This window comes from Pectobacterium jejuense, assembly GCF_026800125.1.
In the GTDB taxonomy this organism is placed as follows: domain Bacteria; phylum Pseudomonadota; class Gammaproteobacteria; order Enterobacterales; family Enterobacteriaceae; genus Pectobacterium; species Pectobacterium jejuense.
The window spans coordinates 580,622-601,427 of the sequence record NZ_JAPQKX010000002.1; the positions used below are offsets into that span (position 1 = coordinate 580,622).

The window sequence follows — 20,806 nt, forward strand, 5'->3', positions numbered from 1 at the left end:
CCATCTACTAGCAGTCAGGACTTAGGAATTGATAAAGCTCTCGGGAGTGATAACGCCAAATGTGTGCCTGGTTCACAGGGACGATCGGCATTAATGCATTACAAACCAGCACTTCGTCCGTATCAGACAGTGCGGTCAAGGGTTCACTGACGATCTGTAGCTCGAAATCAGAATCTGCCAGCAAGGCAATAATATGCTGTCGAGCAACGCCATCCACGCCTGACTCGGATAAATCCGGCGTATAGACCCGATGCCCTTTACGCCAGAATAAATTCGCGGCACAGCATTCCACTAGCGCACCAGAGGTGTCAAGCACGAGGGTCTCATCGGCTGAGGTCTGGTCAAGATGCGCGCGAATCAGCACTTGTTCGAGCCGATTCAGATGCTTTATTCCCGCCAGCAGCGGATTTTTAGCGAGCGCCACCGGGCTGAGATTCAGGCTAATACCCTGCTCACGCCAGCCGGCGTAGTGCGCAGGATAGCTTACCTGCATGACGACTCGGGTTGGCTGCGCGCAGCCTTGGGCACTATAGCCACGCCCACCGACACCCCGCGTTAGCATCACTTTCACTACGCCGTCCGCTCGCCCCAGCGCTGCCTGTTTCATTTCAGCGATCAGGCCTTCCCAATCAAGCGTCGGAAATAATAAGCGCGTAGCAGCCTGTTGCAGACGCGCGACGTGTCGATCAAGCCAGACAATCTCGCCCTCGCATACTCTGGCTGTCGTAAAACAGCCGTCACCATACTGTGTACCCCGATCGAGTACCGAAAGCTGTTCCTGTAACTGACCATTAATCCACAGCATATAAGCTCCGCATCATTCATCGTCGTCAGCTTGCCAGCAAAGCGGCGTTGCAGACAAGCAGGCATGTCTGATTTTACGCAGGCAAAAAAAAACCCGGAAACCGGGTTTTTTTAAAACGCTATCGCAATCAAACTTTACGGAAGATCAGAGAACCGTTGGTTCCACCGAAGCCGAAAGAGTTGCAGAGTACGTATTCCAGGTTGCTGACCTGACGCGCCTCATGCGGCACGAAATCCAGATCGCAGCCTTCATCTGGATTGTCCAGATTAAGCGTTGGCGGAACAGCCTGATCGCGCAGAGCAAGAATACTGAAAATAGACTCTACCGCGCCTGCCGCACCGAGCAAGTGACCCGTCATGGATTTGGTCGAGCTCACCAGCACATTGCTGGCGTCTGCACCAAATACGGATTTCACTGCCTGTGTTTCAGCTTTATCACCCGCAGGCGTAGAGGTGCCATGCGCGTTGATATAACCGATCTGGCTCGTTGACACGCCCGCGTCACGCAGCGCATTTTCCATCGCCAGCGCAGCACCAGAACCGTTCTCCGGCGGAGACGTCATATGATACGCGTCGCTGCTCATGCCAAATCCAACAATTTCTGCATAGATTTTCGCACCGCGCTTTTTCGCGTGTTCATACTCTTCCAGCACCATGAGGCCAGCACCGTCACCCAGTACAAAACCATCACGATCTTTATCCCACGGACGGCTTGCCGCCTGAGGATCGTCATTGCGCGTAGACAACGCACGGGCGGCACCGAATCCACCGACGCCCAATGGCGTACTGGCTTTTTCTGCACCACCGGCCAACATCACATCCGCATCGTTGTAAGCAATGATGCGAGCGGCCTGACCAATATTGTGCACGCCAGACGTACAGGCCGTAGCGATAGAGATGCTTGGGCCACGCAGTCCGTACATAATAGTAAGATGCCCAGCCACCATATTGACGATGGTTGACGGCACGAAGAACGGACTGATTTTACGCGGGCCACCGTTCACCAGCGCAGTATGGTTCTCTTCAATAAGACCCAGACCGCCGATGCCGGAACCAATCGCCGCACCGATACGCGGGGCGTTCTCTTCCGTTACTTCCAAACCGGAATCCTGCATAGCCTGAACGCCAGCAGCAACACCGTATTGAATAAAGGCATCCATTTTGCGAGCTTCTTTACGCGAAATGAATTCCTCAGAATTAAAATCCTTTACTAAGCCAGCAAAACGCGTTGCGTAGGCACTAGTATCGAAATGGTCGATCAGGCTGATACCACTCTGACCGGCAAGAAGAGCACTCCAGGTAGACTCAACTGTATTGCCGACAGGAGATAACATGCCCAGTCCGGTCACAACTACTCGACGCTTAGACACGCTTATCCTCCAGGGAGGGAAAAAAGACACTGCGGGACAAAAAAACTTAGGCGGTCGAATGACCGCCTAGATATGTTCGCTTACTGCTGGTTAGCCTGAATGAAATCAATGGCTGCTTGAACAGTCGTGATTTTTTCAGCTTCTTCGTCTGGAATCTCAGTATCAAATTCTTCTTCCAGAGCCATTACCAGCTCAACAGTGTCAAGAGAATCAGCGCCGAGGTCGTCAACGAAAGAAGCATTGTTTACGACTTCTTCCTGCTTAACACCAAGCTGTTCAACGATGATTTTCTTAACGCGTTCTTCGATAGTGCTCATACTCTTAAATTTCCTATCAAAACTCGCTTTCGCGATGGTTTTCGTAGTGTATAAAATGTTTGAAAAGATGCAACAAAATCTCGGCTGGTCGAACCACGATTTTGTGCTATTTTGCGGTTATCACCGCAAATAATGCAAATAGTTTTCGAGCTTTTTAGATCATATACATGCCGCCATTGACATGCAATGTTTCGCCAGTAATGTAAGCAGCTTCATCAGAGGCTAAAAATACAACAGCACTGGCGATTTCTTTAGCATCACCGAGTCGGTTAGCTGGAACCGACGTCAAAATGCCTGCTCGCTGTTCTTCTGTCAATGCCTGAGTCATATCTGTTTCGATAAAACCAGGCGCGACGACGTTGACCGTAATACCACGAGAAGCCACTTCACGCGCGAGGGATTTACTGAAACCAATCAGTCCCGCCTTCGCTGCCGCGTAGTTAGCTTGTCCTGCATTGCCCATCGTTCCCACAACGGAACCGATGGTAATGATCCGGCCAAAACGTTTCTTCATCATGGCACGCATCACTGCTTTAGACATGCGGAACACCGACGTTAAATTGGTATCCAGAATATCGTGCCACTCATCATCTTTCATACGCATCAGCAGGTTATCACGGGTGATACCCGCGTTATTGATAAGAATATCAATTTCCCCGAATTCTGCGCGAATTTCTGCTAATACGCTTTCTACTGATGCTGCATCGGCAACATTCAGCATATAACCTTTACCGTTCTCACCCAGCCAGCCGCTAATAGCTTCAGCACCTTTTTCGCTGGTTGCGGTACCAATGACTTTTGCCCCGCGGGCAACCAACGTCTCGGCGATGGCACGCCCAATACCACGGCTTGCACCGGTAACCAGTGCAATTTTCCCCTCAAAACTCATTGTTTTCTCCGTTCTTATTTCTCAATCGCCGCTGATAGAGAAGCAGGATCGTTCACCGCAACTGCTGTCAGGGTATCGACGATTCGTTTGGTTAAGCCAGTCAATACTTTACCCGGCCCGACTTCTAACAGCGACTCAATGCCCTGAGAAGCCATAAATTCAACACAGTCAGTCCAGCGTACCGGGCAATGAAGCTGGCGCACCAGCGCATCACGAATGGCTTCCGGCGTGGTTTCGATGCGTGCATCAACATTATTGACAACGGGGATGACCGGAGAATTAAACGTCACGGATTCCAGCGCAACAGCGAGTTTCTTCGCGGCTGGTTCCATCAGTGCACAGTGTGATGGCACGCTGACAGGCAGCGGCAGCGCACGTTTCGCCCCCGCCGCTTTACACGCAGCACCAGCACGCTCAACGGCGTCTTTATTGCCCGCAATCACCACCTGACCCGGTGAATTGAAGTTTACCGGAGACACCACTTGCCCCTGCGCGGATTCTTCACACGCCTTGGCAATAGCCTCGTTATCAAGTCCGATAATGGCATACATCGCCCCCGTGCCTTCTGGCACGGCTTCCTGCATCAGTTTGCCACGCAGTTCAACCAGGCGGACGGCCTGTTGGAAATCCAGCACACCCGCGCAAACCAGTGCGGAATATTCACCGAGGCTATGACCAGACATCAGAGCAGGCGTTTTTCCCTCCTGCTGCTGCCAGACACGCCAGATAGCAACAGAAGCGGTCAGTAATGCAGGCTGCGTCTGCCAGGTTTTATTCAACTCTTCAGCCGGCCCTTGTTGGGTAAGCTGCCACAAGTCATAACCTAACGCTTCAGAAGCCTGAGCAAACGTTTCGGTGACGATCGGGTATTCTGCTGCAAGTTCAGCTAACATCCCTACCGTCTGCGATCCCTGACCGGGAAACACCATTGCAAATTGCGTCATATCACAATCCTGTTTAATTAAAAACGAACCAGCGCGGAACCCCAGGTAAAACCGCCACCGAAAGCTTCAAGCAGCACCAGTTGCCCTGGTTTAATACGCCCATCGCGTACCGCTTCATCCAGCGCTGAAGGCACAGAGGCTGCGGAGGTATTACCATGACGATCCAGCGTCACAACCACCTTATCCATCCCCATACCCAGCTTTTTCGCCGTGGCGCTGATGATGCGCAGGTTAGCCTGATGAGGCACCAGCCAGTCTAATTCACTTTTATCCAGTTGAGCCGCTTGCAGCGTTTCTTCAACGATATGTGCCAGTTCAGTCACTGCCACTTTAAAGACTTCATTACCCGCCATCGTCAGGTAAGCCGGCGTATCCGCGTGGTTACGATCTTGATGCGGCAACGTCAGCAGCTCGCCATAGCGGCCATCGGCATGCAGATGGGTAGAAAGAATACCCGGTTGCTCTGACGGCGTTAACAGTACGGCGCCCGCACCATCACCGAACAGAATCAGCGTGCCGCGATCTTCAGGATCCAATGTGCGAGACAACGTATCAGAACCGATCACCAGTGCATATTTCACCGCACCACTTTTAACATATTGATCGGCAACGCTCAGCGCATAGGTAAAACCTGCACACGCAGCGGCCAGATCGAAGGCAATCGTATCTTTGATCCCTAGCAGTTGCTGAACCTGACAGGCAGAGCTAGGGAAAGCATGGCTTGATGATGTTGTAGCAACAATCAGAAGACCGACTTCAGAAGGATCGACATTCGCCATTTCCAGCGCTTTCTGCGCGGCACGGTATCCCATGGTCGCCACGTTTTCATCCGGCGCAGCAATACGGCGCTCACGGATTCCAGTACGTGTGACGATCCATTCGTCCGTCGTTTCCACCATCTTTTCTAAATCAGCGTTCGTCCTGATTTCTTCAGGCAGGTAGCTGCCCGTTCCGATTATTTTTGTATACATGTACGCTTAGTCACTCTTGGGTAATACCGCTTCTAGACGAGCGGCAATCCGCTCGGGAAGCTGCCGCCGTACCGTCTGCATTGCCTGTTCAATAGCAACAGCAAACGCTCTCTGGTTTGCTGCACCATGGCTTTTGATTACAGTTCCCCGTAATCCTAGCAGGCATGCGCCATTATATTGATCGGGATTCAAATGACCGAAACGCTTTGATAAGCGTTTTTGTAACAAACGTCCTAGCCATTTCAACCACCAGGATCGCTTTTGTTTTTGCCCAGGGCCTGAAGCTGGAGATTTCAGCAGTGACAGGAACATCCTTACCACGCCTTCCACCGTTTTCAGTGTGACATTCCCCACAAAGCCGTCACAGACCATCACATCCGTTTTCCCAGTCAGCAAATCGTTGCCTTCCAGATAACCGATGTAATTTATTGATGGTGCCTCTTTTAGCTGTGCCGCTGCTTCACGGATAGTGCTCAGCCCTTTGCTTTCTTCTTCACCGATATTCAACAACGCGACCCGAGGATTTGTCAGTTCCAGCACTTCTTCTGCCATCACTGAGCCCATCACGGCAAACTGAACCAGCATCGTGCTGTCACAGTCAACATTCGCCCCCAGATCCAACACAACTGTTTTTCCGTGTTGCTGGTGAGGTAATACTGATACCAACGCAGGTCGCTCAATGCCTTCCAGTGGCTTAATCAGGAGCTTGGCGAGCCCCATCAGCGCCCCCGTGTTGCCAGCGCTCACACAGGCCTGTGCCCTACCGTCTTTAATCAACTCAAGCGCTATGCGCATTGAGGTACCACGGCTCGCACGAATAGCCTGCGATGGCCTCGCATCACTAGCAATAACCGACTCCGCCGGAACAATCTCTAAGCGGGAAAGTAAATCAGAATCGACTTTGGCAAGTAATGGCGTTATTGCAGCAGGATCGCCGACTAATAACAAATTGAGAGCTGGATTAGAAGCCAGTGCCTGCAATGCAGCAGGCACTGTTACGCAGGGACCAAAATCCCCGCCCATCGCATCTAACGCCAGAGTTAGGCGTGTCAAGGTATTGCCTTGCAAATAATTCGCAAGAATTACTTAGCAATGACCTTGCGACCGCGGTAGTAACCATCCGCAGTGATGTGGTGACGCAGGTGAGTTTCGCCAGAAACTTTATCTACGGATACAGAAGCGGTAGTCAGCGCATCATGTGAACGACGCATACCACGTTTGGAACGGCTAGGTTTGTTTTGTTGTACGGCCATGGACCTTACTCCTTAATTACTTACGCTTTAAACTGGCTAATACGGCAAACGGATTTGGTTTTTCCGCCTCTGCAGGCAGTTGACCAAACACCATGTCCGCTTCGGACACTTCACAGTGTTCAGAATCATGCACCGGGGCGATAGGCAACATCAGAATAATTTCATCTTCAATCATTGCCAGCAGATCGACTTCGCCAAACTCATCAACGCCGATCGGCTCATACGCTTCCGGTAACGCTTCGGCCTGCTCATCATTGACGACCGGGCTAAAACAGAATGTCGCATGGACTTGATGTTCAAACGGCTTTCCGCAACGTTGACACATCAGTGTGACCGCAACGTCAGCGTTACCGTCAATCACTGCCAGACGCTGATTATCAATATTGAAAGATAAAGAGGCCTGAACATCACTATCCACACTCACCACTGATTCGGCGACACGCGCTACTTGTTCAGCTGAATAGACACCAACGTAATCTAAACGCTTCTGAGCAGTGCGGACCGCATCAAGGGTTAAGGGTAATTTTACCTTTTGCATAGGGCGCGCATATTAACGTCGTAACGACATAGAGTCAAAGAAAAAGGCAGTGATGCACCACCTTTCACCAATATTCGCTTCCAGAGCGGCGCACAGTTTAAAATGCCTTTCATCATTACGCTACGGTTTATCAAAAAATTATGCAGCAGATCATTCTCGCCTCAACCTCATCTTATCGCCGGGCCTTGTTGGAAAAGCTGGCGATCCCCTTTGTCTGCGCATCGCCAGACATCGATGAAACGCCTCGCCCCGGCGAAAGCGCTGTCGATCTTGTGATCCGTCTTGCTGAAAGCAAAGCGCGAGCGCTGGCCGCGCACTACCCCAATCACCTGATTATCGGTTCCGATCAGGTTTGTGTTCTGGAGAACGCCATAACAGGAAAACCACATAATAAGGGTAACGCAACACGCCAGTTACAGCAGGCCAGCGGAAAGTGCGTTTCCTTCTTTACGGGTTTGGCGCTCTTCAATAGTGCCACTCAGGAAATGCAGAGCCTCGCAGAGCCATTTGACGTGCATTTCCGTACGCTAACGGAAGCGGAAATTGACGGTTATCTGGAGAAAGAGCAGCCGTGGAACTGCGCGGGCAGCTTTAAAAGCGAAGGGTTGGGCATTACCCTCTTTGAACGACTATCTGGGCGCGATCCGAATACGCTCATTGGATTGCCATTGATCGCGCTAACGCAAATGCTACAAAAGGAAGGCGTGAATCCGCTGACGATGTAAATTGACGATATAAAGTAAATCGGGATAGCCCGATGAAGCGGCTATCCCGACAGATAAAAGCATGTAGGTCTATGTGGTTATGCTTTTGTCTTGCGCAGCACCTGCAGACAGCGACGCAGTCCGCTATCCAATGGGGCTTCAACTCTCAGTGTCTCACCCGTGTTCGGATGTTCAAAACGTAGCGCCTGCGCATGCAGGAAGAGACGTTTTAAGCCCGTGTCCGCAAGTTGCTGATCGAATTCACGATCGCCGTAACGGTCATCGAACGCTATCGGATGCCCAGCATGTTGGGCGTGCACACGAATTTGATGCGTACGCCCGGTAACCGGACTCGCCCGCACCAGCGTCGCGTGTTCAAAACGTTCTTCTATTTTAAAACGCGTTTCTGACGGTTTACCGTCGCTGTTTACCCGTACGATGCGCTCACCGCTTTGCAGGATATTTTTCAACAGCGGTGCCTGAACAACCTTGCAGTGAGACTGCCACTGACCGCGAACCAGCGCCAGATAGTCTTTTTGCATGCCTTTCAGCCGCAACTGTTCATGCAGAGAACGTAAGGCCGAGCGTTTTTTGGCGACCAGCAAAACGCCCGAGGTATCGCGATCGAGGCGGTGTACTAACTCCAGAAAACGCGCTTCTGGGCGTAAAGCTCGCAGCCCTTCAATCACGCCGAAACTTAGGCCACTGCCGCCATGCACAGCCGTACCCGAGGGCTTATTTAGCACCAACAAGTAGTCATCTTCATAAATAATGCACTCGGCCAACGCAGCCACTTTACCAAGACTGGCAGAAACAGGGGTTTCATCGCGTTCTGCCTGTCGAACAGGCGGAATACGGATGACATCACCATCGAGCAATTTATACTCAGGTTTGACCCGTTTCTTATTTATCCTTACCTCACCTTTTCGCAAGATACGGTAAACCATGCTTTTAGGCACACCCTTTAAGTGGGTATGCAAAAAATTATCGATGCGCTGCCCCGCTTCATCTGCGGAGATCGTCACAAATTGTACTGAAGGATTATCTGTTTTCATGATGCGCGATTCTAAATAGAGCAACCCGATAGCGCCACTTCTTTTTCTGTGCTTAACTGTGTGTCTGACTTATGAAGATATTGTTGCATTGTCGAGTAAGTGGACGGGTGAGTTGGGCTGTAGCATCAAACCCTGTCCGTTTTGGTGATAACAACAGAACTATCTTTATACAGACAGGCAAAGTCACCTTGCTATAACGGTATCAGCAGTGGAATAATGCTTTTGCGTTTCCCACGCGGATTTCCGATAAAACAAGGGGAAATTGCGAAATTATTAAATTTGCCTGATGACACACACACGCAGCAATGGCGTAAGACGTAATGTGAAATCAAGCAGTTAGCGGGCTGCGGATTGCAGCTTGGCCGGCAAATGGAATCAGATCTGGCGACATAATTCAGAAGCTGTTCCCTCAGTAAATGCGCTGTTTTCCATCAGGAAACACAGGCTACCGAAACATGCGTCTCTATGCAGGCGACAACCGGGAGGTTGACGTCCCTGCGATAAGCCACGAGACCATCGGTTCACTCCGGTCATGCGGTTCTTTTGTCCGCAGCTCTATCAATAATGCAAGTAAAAATAACGAGTAAGTTGAAGATGAAAAGAATGTTAATTAACGCAACTCAGCAGGAAGAGTTGCGTGTTGCCTTGGTTGATGGTCAACGGCTGTATGACTTGGATATCGAAAGTCCGGGTCATGAGCAGAAGAAAGCAAATATCTACAAAGGTAAAATCACTCGTATCGAACCTAGTCTTGAAGCGGCTTTTGTTGATTACGGCGCTGAAAGACACGGTTTCCTCCCTCTTAAAGAAATCGCCCGCGAATACTTCCCTAGCAACTATTCTTCCCACGGTCGTCCTAACATCAAAGACGTGTTACGTGAAGGTCAGGAAGTCATTGTTCAGGTAGACAAAGAAGAACGTGGCAATAAAGGCGCTGCACTGACCACCTTTATCAGTCTGGCAGGCAGCTATCTGGTCTTAATGCCAAATAACCCTCGTGCGGGCGGTATTTCACGCCGTATCGAAGGTGACGATCGTACCGAGCTCAAAGAAGCGTTGGGATCGTTGCAACTGCCCGATGGCATGGGGCTCATTGTGCGTACCGCTGGCGTGGGCAAATCCGCTGAAGCGCTGCAATGGGATTTGGCGTTCCGTCTGAAACACTGGGACGCGATCAAAAAAGCCGCCGAAGGTCGCCCTGCACCGTTCCTGATCCATCAGGAAAGTAACGTGATCGTCCGTGCTTTCCGCGACTATCTGCGTCCGGACATTGGCGAAATCCTGATCGACAACCCCAAAATTCTCGATCTGGCGAAAGAACATATTTCTGCGCTGGGTCGCCCTGATTTCAGCAGCAAAATCAAGTTGTACAGTGGTGAAATTCCACTTTTCAGCCACTATCAGATCGAATCGCAGATCGAATCGGCTTTCCAGCGTGAAGTTCGCCTGCCGTCCGGTGGTTCTATCGTTATCGATACGACCGAAGCGCTGACGGCAATCGATATCAACTCCGCCCGTGCGACGCGCGGTGGTGATATTGAAGAAACTGCATTCAATACCAACCTTGAAGCCGCAGACGAAATTGCCCGCCAGTTGCGCCTGCGTGACCTCGGTGGCCTGATCGTTATCGACTTCATCGATATGACCCCGGTTCGTCACCAGCGTGAAGTTGAAAACCGCCTGCGTGATTCCGTGCGTCAGGATCGTGCACGTATTCAGATCGGCCGAATTTCCCGCTTTGGCCTGCTGGAAATGTCACGTCAGCGTCTGAGCCCTTCACTGGGTGAATCCAGTCACCACGTCTGCCCTCGCTGTAGCGGTACCGGTACGATTCGTGACAATGAATCACTTTCACTGTCCATTCTTCGTCTGATCGAAGAAGAAGCGCTGAAAGAAAACACCAAAGAAGTCCACGCGATTGTTCCAGTCCAGATTGCGTCTTATCTGCTGAACGAGAAGCGTGATGCTGTTAACGCCATTGAGAAACGTCAAGGCGGCGTGCGCGCGGTCATCGTGCCACACGACGGTATGCAGACACCGCACTACTCCGTTGTTCGCGTCCGTAAAGGCGAAGAAAAACCGACGCTCAGCTACTTGCTGCCTCAGCGTTTGGAAACGGAAACGCAGCAGTTGCAAGACGAACAGACTATCGAGCGCAAACAGCCTGAACAACCAGCGTTAGCCACGTTTAGCATGGCTGAAATGCCAGAGGAAACCGCACCATCGGTTGCCAAAGCGGCACCTGCTGCGGCGAAACCTGCGGAAGTCGCGCAGCCGGGCATCGTTAGCCGCTTTTTCAGCGCCTTAAAAAGCGTCTTTGCTTCCGAGCCTGCGGTAAAAGCAGCGGATAGCGTTGACAATAAGAAGGCCGAAGAAGAGAAATCCACTGAAGGTCAGCGCCCTGAACGCCGGAACTCACGCCGTCAGGGTAATAACCGCCGCGATCGTGGCTCTCGTGACAATCGTGACAATCGTGACAATCGTGATGAGCAGCGCCGTAATAAGCGACAAAACGAGGACGCGGTTACTGACACCCGCGCTGCGGAAAATGCGGAGAAGTCCAGTTCGGAAGAGCAACCGCGTCGTGAACCACGTGCTGAACGTCAGCGTCGTCGTCAAGATGATCGCCGCCAAGCTCCGGCTGAGGCAAAAGCACAGCCAGTTATTGATGATTCTGATGACAATGCCGCCGAGCAGGATAAACCGACTCAGGTTATGCCGCGTCGCCAACGCCGTCAGTTGACGCAGAAAGTACGCGTTCAGTCCGATGCTCAGCAAAATACCCTCTCCGACAGCACCGCACCTGTCGCGGCACCATCTGAGCAGGTTCAAGCTTACGTCAAGCCAAGCGATGCTGCGGTAGACAATAACGAGGTCGATAACGAGCAGAACGATGCAAATCGTGCCAATGGCGAGAATGGCGGTATGCCGCGTCGTTCACGTCGTTCTCCGCGTCACCTCCGTGTTAGCGGCCAGCGCCGTCGCCGTTATCGTGACGAGCGTTACCCGTCTCAGTCGCCAATGCAGTTGGAGTTTGCTGCCGCATCACCGGAAATGGCATCAGGAAAAGTGTGGGTTAGCTATCCGCTTGCACAGCCACAGCAGCCTGAAAGCCAACAGCAGGACGAGAACGTTGCAGCCATTGAAACACCGCTGTTACCTGCCGTTGTCGAAGCCGCAGTGACTGCACAAGCTGACACAGCAGAATCCAACACGGTTGAAAACGTTGCGATTACTGAAGCCGTGGTTCAGGAAGAAGCAGCCGTAACCGCTACAGCACAATCTGCTGACGTTATCCAGGATAGCAATGTAGTGGATGTCGAGGTGAGTACCGCAGGCGAAGAAACCGTCGTCGAGCCAGTTACCGAGAACACCGCTATCGATGATGCTATCGCTGCAGTTGCCGTGAATGCCGTTGAGGAAGCACCAGCTGCTGATACTGTGGCAACTCAGCTCACTGAAGAAACCGTTGACGCTGTTGCTTCTGAAAATACCGTGGCTGAAAACGTAGCTACCGAAGCGGCCGCAGAAGAGCAGCAGGCAGATAGCATCGCTGATTCAACTGAGAAAGCAGATCTGGCAGAACCAGTTTCTACCCCTGAGGTTTCCGCAGTACAGGAAGTCAGCCCGCCACAACGTCAGGATGAGCCGGTATCTGCTATCAGCGCACAACCGATTGTGGAAGCGCCTGTAGCGAGCGTAGCAAAAGCAGCAAGCGTTGCTGAGCAACCTCGATATAAGCTCCATGCGACAGCGCCAATGACTAAAGCACCAGCGCCTGCATATCATGCGGAGCCTGCTCGACACAGTGATTGGGTTCGTCCTGCCTATCCGTTCTCAGGAAAAGGTTCGGCAGGTGGTCATGCCGCAGTTAACCAGTCAACTGCGCCAGCAACCAAGCCTACACCGGTCAGCGAGTAATTCTGGTTTCTATAGACAAAAACCCGCCAATTGGCGGGTTTTTTTATGCATAACTATTTATTAGCCTAGAAAATTCAATAGCTTGATATCTACACTATCCGTTTTGCCATCCAGCTCCGCTAGCAGATTTTTGAAGTGATCGCTCTGCTCATGTGATGCCAACGCATCGCGATCTTTCCAGCGTTCGAAGAACACAAACGAGCCAGGTTTATCCACAACCTCATGCAGATCATACTGCACATTACCCGCTTCCTGTCGGCTAGGTGCCACCACGCGTTTCAGCGTTGCGGTAACATCTGCAATGAACTCTGCTTTTGCCTGAATGGTAGCGACAATACGAATTTCCATATACATCCCTTATTTATCAATGAAAAGATAATGCTATCAAATGCCAATCCACGGTTAATTTCAAGCATTCATCAACAAACGGATGCATTCAAATGGCTTTGCGCTTATCCTTATCCCCCGCCGTATCAGTCCCAAAACCAACCGAAAGATGCTGTTTTTCTACTGACCGCCGGAGCGCAATTCCATGACCGCACTGCCCACTATTCTTAAAATCCGTCGCCCTGACGATTGGCACATTCACCTGCGTGACGATCGGATGCTGGAAACCGTTCTCCCCTATACCAGTCGTTTCTTTGGCCGTGCGATTGTTATGCCTAACCTGACACCACCGATTACCAGCGTAGCCAGCGCGATAGCGTATCGTCAGCGTATTTTAGCCGCGGTCCCGCAGGGTGATGATTTTCATCCGCTGATGACGTGCTACCTGACTGATGCGCTTGATGCCAACGAAGTCGTGAGTGGTTTTGAGCAAGGCGTCTTTACCGCCGCCAAACTCTATCCGGCCAATGCCACAACAAACTCCAGCCATGGGGTCACCAGCATCGCCAATATCTCCAGCATTCTGGAACAAATGCAGAAAATTGGCATGCCGTTACTCATCCACGGCGAAGTGACTGACTCTGCCGTGGATATTTTCGATCGGGAAGCGCGCTTCATCGAAACGGTGCTGGAACCATTACGCCAACAGTTCCCTGAGCTGAAAGTCGTCCTCGAGCACATTACGACGAAAGAAGCCGCGCAGTATGTTGTCGAAGGTAATGATTATCTCGGTGCAACCATTACACCGCAGCATCTGATGTTTAACCGTAATCATATGCTGGTTGGTGGCGTTCGCCCTCACCTGTATTGCCTGCCTATCTTAAAACGCAATACGCATCAGCAGGCGCTACGTGAAGCCGTCGCTAGCGGCTGTGGCCGGCTTTTCCTCGGCACTGACTCTGCGCCGCATGCCAAACACAGAAAAGAGTCCAGCTGCGGCTGTGCTGGTGTGTTCAATGCTCAGGCGGCATTAAGTACATACGCCACCGTTTTTGAAGAAATGAACGCGCTGGATAAACTCGAAGCATTCTGCTCCCTGAATGGCCCACGTTTTTATGGCCTGCCAGTGAACGACAGCTGGATTGAGCTGCATCGTGAAACCGTCACGTTCCCTGAAGAAATCGCGCTCGGCGACGAGTCGCTAATCCCCTTCCTGGCCGGACAAAGCCTCAACTGGTCAGTCCGTTAACCGATAAGCCCATCCGCATTGTGCCGATGGGCTAAATTTTATTGCGTGTCTTGTTCTCCACTTGCAATAACTGTATAAATAAACAGTTTAAAATTTGGAGGTCAGCATGCGCGTAGAAATCACTGTTGCAAAGACAACGCCTTTACCCGCCGGTGCAGTCGAAGCACTCAGGCATGAGCTAGAAAAGCGTATTCACAAAATTTATCCCGACACGCCCATTCAGGTTCGTTATGCGTCCGCAAATAACCTGACAGTCATGGGGGGTGGCAAAGAGGACAAAGATCGTATCTCTGAAATCTTGCAGGAAACGTGGGAAAGCGCCGACGACTGGTTTACTGCAGAGTAATCTAAAGCTTGAAAAATAACGAAGAGATAGGCTGTAATGGCAGCTTAAAGCGGCATTTCGCCATGTGCTATGACCGAGGGTATGTGTTATGACGGTAGAAAAACCAGAAGAGGCAATGACATTTGGGGAACTGCTGGAGCTGATTGGCGAGCAACAACGCAAGATCGACGCTCTGGAACTTGCCTTTTCGTCCCTGGCATTCTGCCTTGATGAGAAAGCAAACAAGCTGATGATTCACAATCTGGCACTCGAATCTCAAAATGAGAATCGGGATCCAGCGATGAAGAAATACCTTGCCCGACTTGCTGCCGCATTGGAGAAAAATGCAGGATTTGGCGTGGAATAATGCTCTGCCGTCCCAGTTAACAACACCTTCGGGATGAAAATCTATTCGTCCCGATATTTCATCTGACACAACCCTTAGCCATACCTGCCTGTGTAATATTTTTTACGAAAAATCGAAAATATTTCCCATAAATTAAATAAGCAGCAGTATACTGATAATGTTCATTTAAAAAAAATGAACCACCTGAAGCCTCATTAGTCACTCATGTTAGTAACTAGTCAATAAGGGGTATTTATGGATAGAAAAAATGAAGTTATTCAGACACATCCTCTTGTAGGTTGGGACATCAGCACCGTTGACAGTTATGACGCCATGATGATCCGTTTGCACTATTTATCCACCTCGGACCAAGCACCAGATGAAGCACATGTCGACCGGACGCTTTGGCTAACAACCGATGTTGCGAGGCAACTGATACACATACTCGAAGCCGGTATTGCAAAAATCGAATCAACAGACTGTGACACCAGTGATTATCGAAAACATTAGTAATTGATAACGTTATTAATTTTATATTCAATACCCATTAAGTTTCTTAAAAAATAACAACACCGCCAATAGAGCGGTGTTGTTATTTTAGGGCTATTCTCATTTCTTTTTATATCCGCAAATAAATTAAATCGCGCCTATCTTTTTATACTATCACCGCCCTGATACTAATAATCACCCGCTACATCATTATTCAACTAATAGAGCCGCTTTCCAGTGCAATTAATTTATCTCACTGCCGTCTTTATTCATCTTTTGCCTGAAAACAGGCATTAGAAATATCTATTTCCAGCAAAGAACTTCCATAACCAAACTGAATAAATTATGAATTTAAATTCAAAAAAATTGTTCATGTTTATGATAATGTTACAATTTGAAAGTTTATATTGATTTTATGTTTCTTCCTGTTAAATTTCGCCGAATTGACTGCGTTACCGATCTGATAAGGAGTTATCACCATGCTTTGGCGTAATACCTCTTCTCGTTATGGCCATATCAGCATTCTTTTGCACTGGATTGCAGCGTTAACCGTTTATGGCATGTTCGCTTTAGGGCTGTGGATGGTCACATTAGGGTACTACAATATTTGGTATCACCGTGCCCCAGAGATTCACAAAGCCATTGGCGTACTGTTCTTTGCCATCTTAATCTTTCGCGTGGTGTGGCGTTTTATCTCCCCACCGCCTCCGCCGTTGAAAAGCTACTCCACATTAACCCGCGTCAGCGCGACGCTGGCTCATATTGCGCTTTATGTCATTCTTTTCGCCATTCTCATTAGTGGATATCTCATTTCCACTGCCGAAGGGCATTCTATTTCAGTTTTTGGCTGGTTTTCTGTTCCGGCCATTGTCAGCGGCTTGACGGATCAGGCCGATATAGCAGGCGACGTGCATCTTTATCTTGCATGGGCGGTGGTTGCCTTATCAGCGCTGCACGGTTTAGCCGCATTAAAACACCACTTTATCGATGGTGATAACACGTTGAAACGGATGTTGGGTCGCAACGTTCCTTAACTTTCTGGATTTATGGAGAAATACCAATGCTGAAGAAAACACTACTGAGCCTGACCGCAGTATCCATGCTTGCCTCTGCCGGTTCTGCACTGGCGGCAGAATACAAGTTCGATAAAGAAGGCCAGCACGCGTTTATCGAATTCCGCATTAAACACCTCGGCTACAGCTGGCTTTACGGCAGCTTTAACGACTTCGATGGCGCCTTTACCTTTGATGAGAAAAACCCATCAGCGGATAAAGTGAATGTCACTATCAACACCAACAGCGTTGACACTAACCACGCTGAACGTGACAAGCACCTTCGCAGTGCAGAATTTTTAAACGTTACCAAGCATCCGCAGGCAACGTTTACGTCCACTGAAGTGAAGAAAGACGGTGAAGAGTACGATATTACCGGCAACCTGACCTTAAATGGCGTCACCAAGCCCGTTAAGCTGGATGCCAAACTCATCGGTCAGGGCGATGATCCGTGGGGTAACTATCGTGCAGGATTCCAAGCCGAAGGCACTATCAAGCTGAAAGATTTCGGCATTACGACCGATTTGGGTCCAGCTTCACAGGATGTAGAACTGATTATTGCCGTTGAAGGCGTTCGCCAGAAATAAGGCAGCACCACGCATCAATACGACACAGCCCTTTCCATTGGAAAGGGCTTTTTATTGCATGATGAGCCGTTTGTTATTCAGCCTTATCTTTCGCTGCTGGGGCAGGAATGTGCAATGTTGACTGCAATAATCCTTTGGATTTATTGAAAATCTTCATGCCATTCTCACGCCCGCTGCGTATCGCCCTTTGTTCTTCCAGCGGCAACTTCATCTCATCCTGACACTGCGTACTGCAACAGCCTTCGTATTTTGCGGCGCAGCTCGGACATTGGATAAACAGAAGATGACACCCTTCATTACGGCAGTTAGTGTGGCTATCACACGACGCTCCGCACTGATGGCAATGCGCGATGACGTCATCAGAGATACGCTCTCCCATCCGTTCATCAAACACGAAATTCTTACCGATAAACTTCAGCGGCAAGCCTCGGGCTTTAGCCTGACGCGCATACTCAATAATACCGCCCTCGACGTGATACACGTTCTTAAAGCCGTGATGCAGCATGTAGGCACTGGCCTTTTCGCAGCGAATACCGCCCGTGCAGTACATGACAATATTTTTATCACGCGCCTCGTCCAGCATTTCAACCGCCATCGGTAGCTGCTCACGAAACGTATCCGACGGCACTTCCAGCGCATTCTCGAAATGCCCGACTTCGTATTCGTAATGATTACGCATATCGACAAATACGGTATCAGGATCGTCAGCCATCGCATTAACCTGATCGGCTTTCAGATATTGCCCGACATTCGCCGGGTTAAAGGTAGGGTCGTCAATGCCATCGGCGACAATCCGTTCGCGTACTTTCATACGCAATACCCAGAACGATTTCCCGTCATCTTCCAGAGCGATATTTAAGCGAATCTGATCGAGTGCCGGATGTGCACTGAACAATGCGGCTTTAAAGGCATCGAACTGATTATTAGGTACGCTGATTTGGGCGTTAATCCCTTCAGTAGCAATATAGATGCGTCCGAAGACCTTATATTGCTCAAGCTGAATATACAAACGATCGCGAAAGGCTTTTGGATCGTCAATCGTAAAATATTTATAGAAGGAAACTGTGGTACGCGGCTCGGTTTCCGCAAGCATACGCGCCTTCAGTTCCTCATTAGAAATTCGGTTATGTAACACTGGCATGGTGTACGTTCCTGTCTTCATTGAGGTTAGCATGTGGCATTCATCATCGAGCTATGGCTCGACATACTGAATCGCCCGGCATCATACCTGATAGCGCTGAGGCTGTCAGGGCATGAAATGAATAGCGCAACGAGAAAGAGTGATCTACCGTAAACCCATGACCTTACCGTAAACCAATAACCTCTGGGATTCATTTTCGCTTTCATGAAGTATCATCATCGAAGGATCTGTCATTATGAGTCAGCTTTTCTCCCCGGTATCGCTGGGTAAACTCGAACTGCCCAACCGAATCATCATTGCCCCCATGTGTCAGTATTCAGCGGAGGACGGCAAGGCGACAGCTTGGCATACCATGCATTTAGGTAACCTGTCACATTCTGGCGCTGGGCTACTGATTATTGAGGCAACCGCAGTCTCACCAGAAGGGCGAATTTCACCGCACGACCTTGGTTTGTGGGATGACGCGACGGAGCAGGCTCTTGCTGGTGCGATTCACGCAGTCAAAACCTATTCTGCCATGCCTCTCGGCATACAGCTGGGGCACGCGGGTCGCAAAGCATCAACAGGCGTTCCGTGGAGCGGACGAGCATTTCTACACCCAGACCAGGGAGGTTGGCAGACTATTGCACCATCGGCTGTGCCTTATAATGCCAGCGATGCGAAACCACAGGCCATGTCGGAACCGCAAATCCGTGCGCTAATTGACTCGTTCGTTAACTCCGCTAAACGTGCGGATCGTCTGGGCTTTGATCTGATAGAGATTCACGCTGCCCACGGCTATTTACTGCACCAGTTCCTTTCACCGCTGACAAATCAGCGCACGGACGGCTATGGCGGCTCACTTCAAAATCGGATGCGTCTGGTCATTGAAATTTACCGTGCGATACGCGACGTTTTCCCTGGACATAAAGCCGTCGGCGTACGCATTTCTGCAACAGATGGTGTGGAAGGCGGTTGGGATCTGGAACAGTCCGTACAACTCAGTAAAGCGCTGCACGAATTGGGCTGTGATTTCATCCATGTATCCAGCGGCGGGCTATCGCCGTTACAACAGATCCATCCTGCGCCTAATTATCAGGTGCCCTATGCGCAGCGGATTAAGCAAGAGGTGGGCATTACGACCATCGCCGTTGGATTGATAACCGAACCAGAACAGGCAGAAGCGATCGTTGCAACCGGTGAGGCAGACGCTATCGGGCTGGCTCGCGCGATACTCTTCGATCCTCGCTGGCCGTGGCATGCGGCCGCCAGACTGGGCGCACAGGTCTCCGCCCCTGCACAATACTGGCGTAGTGAACCACGCTACGCCAGGGGTATTTTCAAACAGTAACGGTGAATACGATGTGTCAGGCGATCCTATCTGGGTCGCCGCTTCCCCTTCTCACCACGCGGTATGCCAACAAAGGTTAAAACTCATTCCCTGAAGATGGTACGATCAAGCCCGCTTTTTGCATAAAAATCAGTCAATAACACGACGGTAATTTGTTTTATTGGCAAAGCGCCGCAATAATCTATCTTGCAGTTGACCATTAACTCGTTTTTTTAACGGTTCGCGTGCTGACCAGCACCAAAATATTGATACTGAGACTATGACACAAATCCCTTCTTTTAATCGTTCATTGCTACATCCGCGCTACTGGCTCACCTGGTTGGGCATCGGCATCCTGTACCTTATCGTTTTGCTTCCCTACCCCGTTATTTATCGTATCGGTACCGCGCTCGGCTATCTGGCTATGCGCCTGCTGCCAAAGCGCGTCAAGATCGCTGCCCGCAACCTTGAACTGTGTTTCCCTGACATGCCACAGGCTGAGCGTGATGTATTAATCAGGAAGAATTTCGAATCTGTCGGTATGGGCGTAGTTGAAACAGGTATGGCCTGGTTTTGGCCGAATTGGCGTATCGAGCGCTGGTTTACAGTGACAGGCGTTGAACACATCCTTCCTGAGAACGAGCGGGAGCAAGGAGTACTGCTTATCGGGCTGCATTTTTTAACATTGGAACTCGGTGCGCGAGTTTTTGGCATGTACAACCCGGGGATCGGCGTCTATCGTCCGAATGATAACAAGCTGATTGACTGGTTACAGACGTGGGGAAGAATGCGGTCCAATAAATCCATGCTGGACCGCAAAGATCTGAAAGGCATGATTCGCGCGCTCAAACAGGGCGACATTATCTGGTATGCCCCAGATCATGATTATGGCCCACGCAGTAGCGTGTTCGCTCCTCTGTTTGCCGTAGAGAAAGCTGCGACAACCCGCGGTAGCTACATGCTGATAAAAACGGCACGCCCGGCAGTCATCCCTTTTGTACCTCGCCGACTGCCTGACGGCAAAGGCTATGAGCTCCTGATCCAGCCAGCGGAACAGGATGCGCCTGTAGATAATGAAACTGCGACCGCCGTTTGGATGAACAACGTGGTTGAACGGAACATTCTGCTCGCACTGGATCAATACATGTGGCTGCATCGCCGTTTTAAAACGCGTCCGGAAGGCGAACCATCCCTTTATTAACGAATGCACTCCTC

Annotated in this window: 22 protein-coding genes; 10 read left to right on the forward strand and 12 right to left on the reverse strand. The window is 50.4% G+C overall.

Features of this window, described 5'->3' with window-relative positions:
• Positions 1-7 precede the first annotated feature (7 nt).
• From pabC to yceD, 9 genes are all read right to left on the reverse strand, one after another.
• Entirely contained in the window at positions 8-805 is a 798-nt protein-coding gene (pabC, locus tag NXT09_RS06105) for an aminodeoxychorismate lyase (RefSeq protein WP_268579150.1), read from the reverse strand.
• A 127-nt stretch (positions 806-932) separates the two neighbouring features.
• Positions 933-2,174 carry a beta-ketoacyl-ACP synthase II gene (gene fabF / locus NXT09_RS06110; RefSeq protein ID WP_205554590.1) on the reverse strand — a complete coding sequence of 414 codons (1,242 nt, stop codon included), beginning with the start codon at positions 2,172-2,174 and terminating at the stop codon, positions 933-935.
• Between the two features lie 80 nt (positions 2,175-2,254).
• Positions 2,255-2,491 (reverse strand): acyl carrier protein, encoded by a 237-nt coding sequence (gene acpP / locus NXT09_RS06115; protein WP_005970506.1) that lies wholly within the window; start codon positions 2,489-2,491, stop codon positions 2,255-2,257.
• Positions 2,492-2,645: 154 nt separating this feature from the next.
• Complete coding sequence (gene fabG / locus NXT09_RS06120; RefSeq protein ID WP_010276180.1) at positions 2,646-3,380, reverse strand: 3-oxoacyl-ACP reductase FabG; 735 nt, start codon at positions 3,378-3,380, stop codon at positions 2,646-2,648.
• 14 nt (positions 3,381-3,394) lie between these two features.
• The gene (gene fabD, locus NXT09_RS06125) at positions 3,395-4,324 is read right to left on the reverse strand and encodes an ACP S-malonyltransferase (protein ID WP_268579151.1); all 930 of its coding nucleotides are present in this window, start codon (positions 4,322-4,324) and stop codon (positions 3,395-3,397) included.
• A 17-nt stretch (positions 4,325-4,341) separates the two neighbouring features.
• On the reverse strand, positions 4,342-5,295 hold the full coding sequence (locus NXT09_RS06130; RefSeq protein ID WP_010297218.1) for a beta-ketoacyl-ACP synthase III: 954 nt from the start codon (positions 5,293-5,295) through the stop codon (positions 4,342-4,344).
• A 6-nt stretch (positions 5,296-5,301) separates the two neighbouring features.
• Positions 5,302-6,348: a phosphate acyltransferase PlsX gene (gene plsX / locus NXT09_RS06135; RefSeq protein ID WP_039511822.1), complete on the reverse strand. Its 1,047-nt coding sequence runs from the start codon at positions 6,346-6,348 to the stop codon at positions 5,302-5,304.
• A gap of 29 nt (positions 6,349-6,377) precedes the next feature.
• Positions 6,378-6,548, reverse strand: a complete 171-nt coding sequence (gene rpmF, locus NXT09_RS06140) for a 50S ribosomal protein L32 (protein ID WP_005970518.1) — start codon at positions 6,546-6,548, stop codon at positions 6,378-6,380.
• 16 nt (positions 6,549-6,564) lie between these two features.
• Entirely contained in the window at positions 6,565-7,086 is a 522-nt protein-coding gene (gene yceD, locus NXT09_RS06145; RefSeq protein ID WP_205554592.1) for a 23S rRNA accumulation protein YceD, read from the reverse strand.
• Positions 7,087-7,226: 140 nt separating this feature from the next.
• Here yceD and NXT09_RS06150 point away from each other — a divergent pair, with 140 nt between their 5' ends.
• Positions 7,227-7,811, forward strand: a complete 585-nt coding sequence (locus NXT09_RS06150; RefSeq protein ID WP_268579152.1) for a Maf family protein — start codon at positions 7,227-7,229, stop codon at positions 7,809-7,811.
• Between the two features lie 77 nt (positions 7,812-7,888).
• Here NXT09_RS06150 and rluC read toward each other — a convergent pair whose 3' ends face one another.
• Positions 7,889-8,845, reverse strand: a complete 957-nt coding sequence (rluC, locus tag NXT09_RS06155) for a 23S rRNA pseudouridine(955/2504/2580) synthase RluC (protein WP_010276147.1) — start codon at positions 8,843-8,845, stop codon at positions 7,889-7,891.
• A gap of 594 nt (positions 8,846-9,439) precedes the next feature.
• Between rluC and rne the strand changes: the two genes are divergently transcribed.
• On the forward strand, positions 9,440-12,766 hold the full coding sequence (gene rne, locus NXT09_RS06160; RefSeq protein WP_268579153.1) for a ribonuclease E: 3,327 nt from the start codon (positions 9,440-9,442) through the stop codon (positions 12,764-12,766).
• A 60-nt stretch (positions 12,767-12,826) separates the two neighbouring features.
• On the opposite strand, the gene NXT09_RS06165 is transcribed toward rne, so the two are convergent.
• Positions 12,827-13,114 carry a putative quinol monooxygenase gene (locus tag NXT09_RS06165; RefSeq protein WP_268579154.1) on the reverse strand — a complete coding sequence of 96 codons (288 nt, stop codon included), beginning with the start codon at positions 13,112-13,114 and terminating at the stop codon, positions 12,827-12,829.
• 184 nt (positions 13,115-13,298) lie between these two features.
• On the opposite strand from NXT09_RS06165, the gene pyrC reads away from it, so the two are divergent.
• The 6 genes from pyrC (at position 13,299) to NXT09_RS06195 (ending at position 17,141) form a co-directional block, all read left to right on the forward strand.
• Positions 13,299-14,342, forward strand: a complete 1,044-nt coding sequence (pyrC, locus tag NXT09_RS06170) for a dihydroorotase (RefSeq protein WP_268579155.1) — start codon at positions 13,299-13,301, stop codon at positions 14,340-14,342.
• A 106-nt stretch (positions 14,343-14,448) separates the two neighbouring features.
• Positions 14,449-14,688 carry a DNA damage-inducible protein I gene (dinI, locus tag NXT09_RS06175; protein ID WP_205554597.1) on the forward strand — a complete coding sequence of 80 codons (240 nt, stop codon included), beginning with the start codon at positions 14,449-14,451 and terminating at the stop codon, positions 14,686-14,688.
• A gap of 88 nt (positions 14,689-14,776) precedes the next feature.
• A complete protein-coding gene (locus NXT09_RS06180; protein WP_010297192.1) occupies positions 14,777-15,034 on the forward strand; it encodes a hypothetical protein in 258 nt (85 codons plus the stop codon).
• A 234-nt stretch (positions 15,035-15,268) separates the two neighbouring features.
• Positions 15,269-15,523 (forward strand): biofilm formation regulator BssS, encoded by a 255-nt coding sequence (gene bssS / locus NXT09_RS06185; RefSeq protein WP_039471533.1) that lies wholly within the window; start codon positions 15,269-15,271, stop codon positions 15,521-15,523.
• A gap of 458 nt (positions 15,524-15,981) precedes the next feature.
• Complete coding sequence (locus NXT09_RS06190) at positions 15,982-16,536, forward strand: cytochrome b (protein ID WP_010276123.1); 555 nt, start codon at positions 15,982-15,984, stop codon at positions 16,534-16,536.
• A gap of 29 nt (positions 16,537-16,565) precedes the next feature.
• Positions 16,566-17,141 (forward strand): YceI family protein, encoded by a 576-nt coding sequence (locus NXT09_RS06195; protein ID WP_205554674.1) that lies wholly within the window; start codon positions 16,566-16,568, stop codon positions 17,139-17,141.
• Positions 17,142-17,214: 73 nt separating this feature from the next.
• Here NXT09_RS06195 and trhO read toward each other — a convergent pair whose 3' ends face one another.
• A complete protein-coding gene (gene trhO / locus NXT09_RS06200) occupies positions 17,215-18,282 on the reverse strand; it encodes an oxygen-dependent tRNA uridine(34) hydroxylase TrhO (protein ID WP_268579156.1) in 1,068 nt (355 codons plus the stop codon).
• Between the two features lie 235 nt (positions 18,283-18,517).
• On the opposite strand from trhO, the gene NXT09_RS06205 reads away from it, so the two are divergent.
• Both NXT09_RS06205 and NXT09_RS06210 read left to right on the forward strand, forming a co-directional pair.
• Positions 18,518-19,612 carry an NADH:flavin oxidoreductase/NADH oxidase gene (locus NXT09_RS06205; RefSeq protein WP_268579157.1) on the forward strand — a complete coding sequence of 365 codons (1,095 nt, stop codon included), beginning with the start codon at positions 18,518-18,520 and terminating at the stop codon, positions 19,610-19,612.
• A 259-nt stretch (positions 19,613-19,871) separates the two neighbouring features.
• Entirely contained in the window at positions 19,872-20,792 is a 921-nt protein-coding gene (locus tag NXT09_RS06210; protein WP_205554600.1) for a Kdo(2)-lipid IV(A) acyltransferase, read from the forward strand.
• The last annotated feature ends 14 nt before the right edge of the window (positions 20,793-20,806 follow it).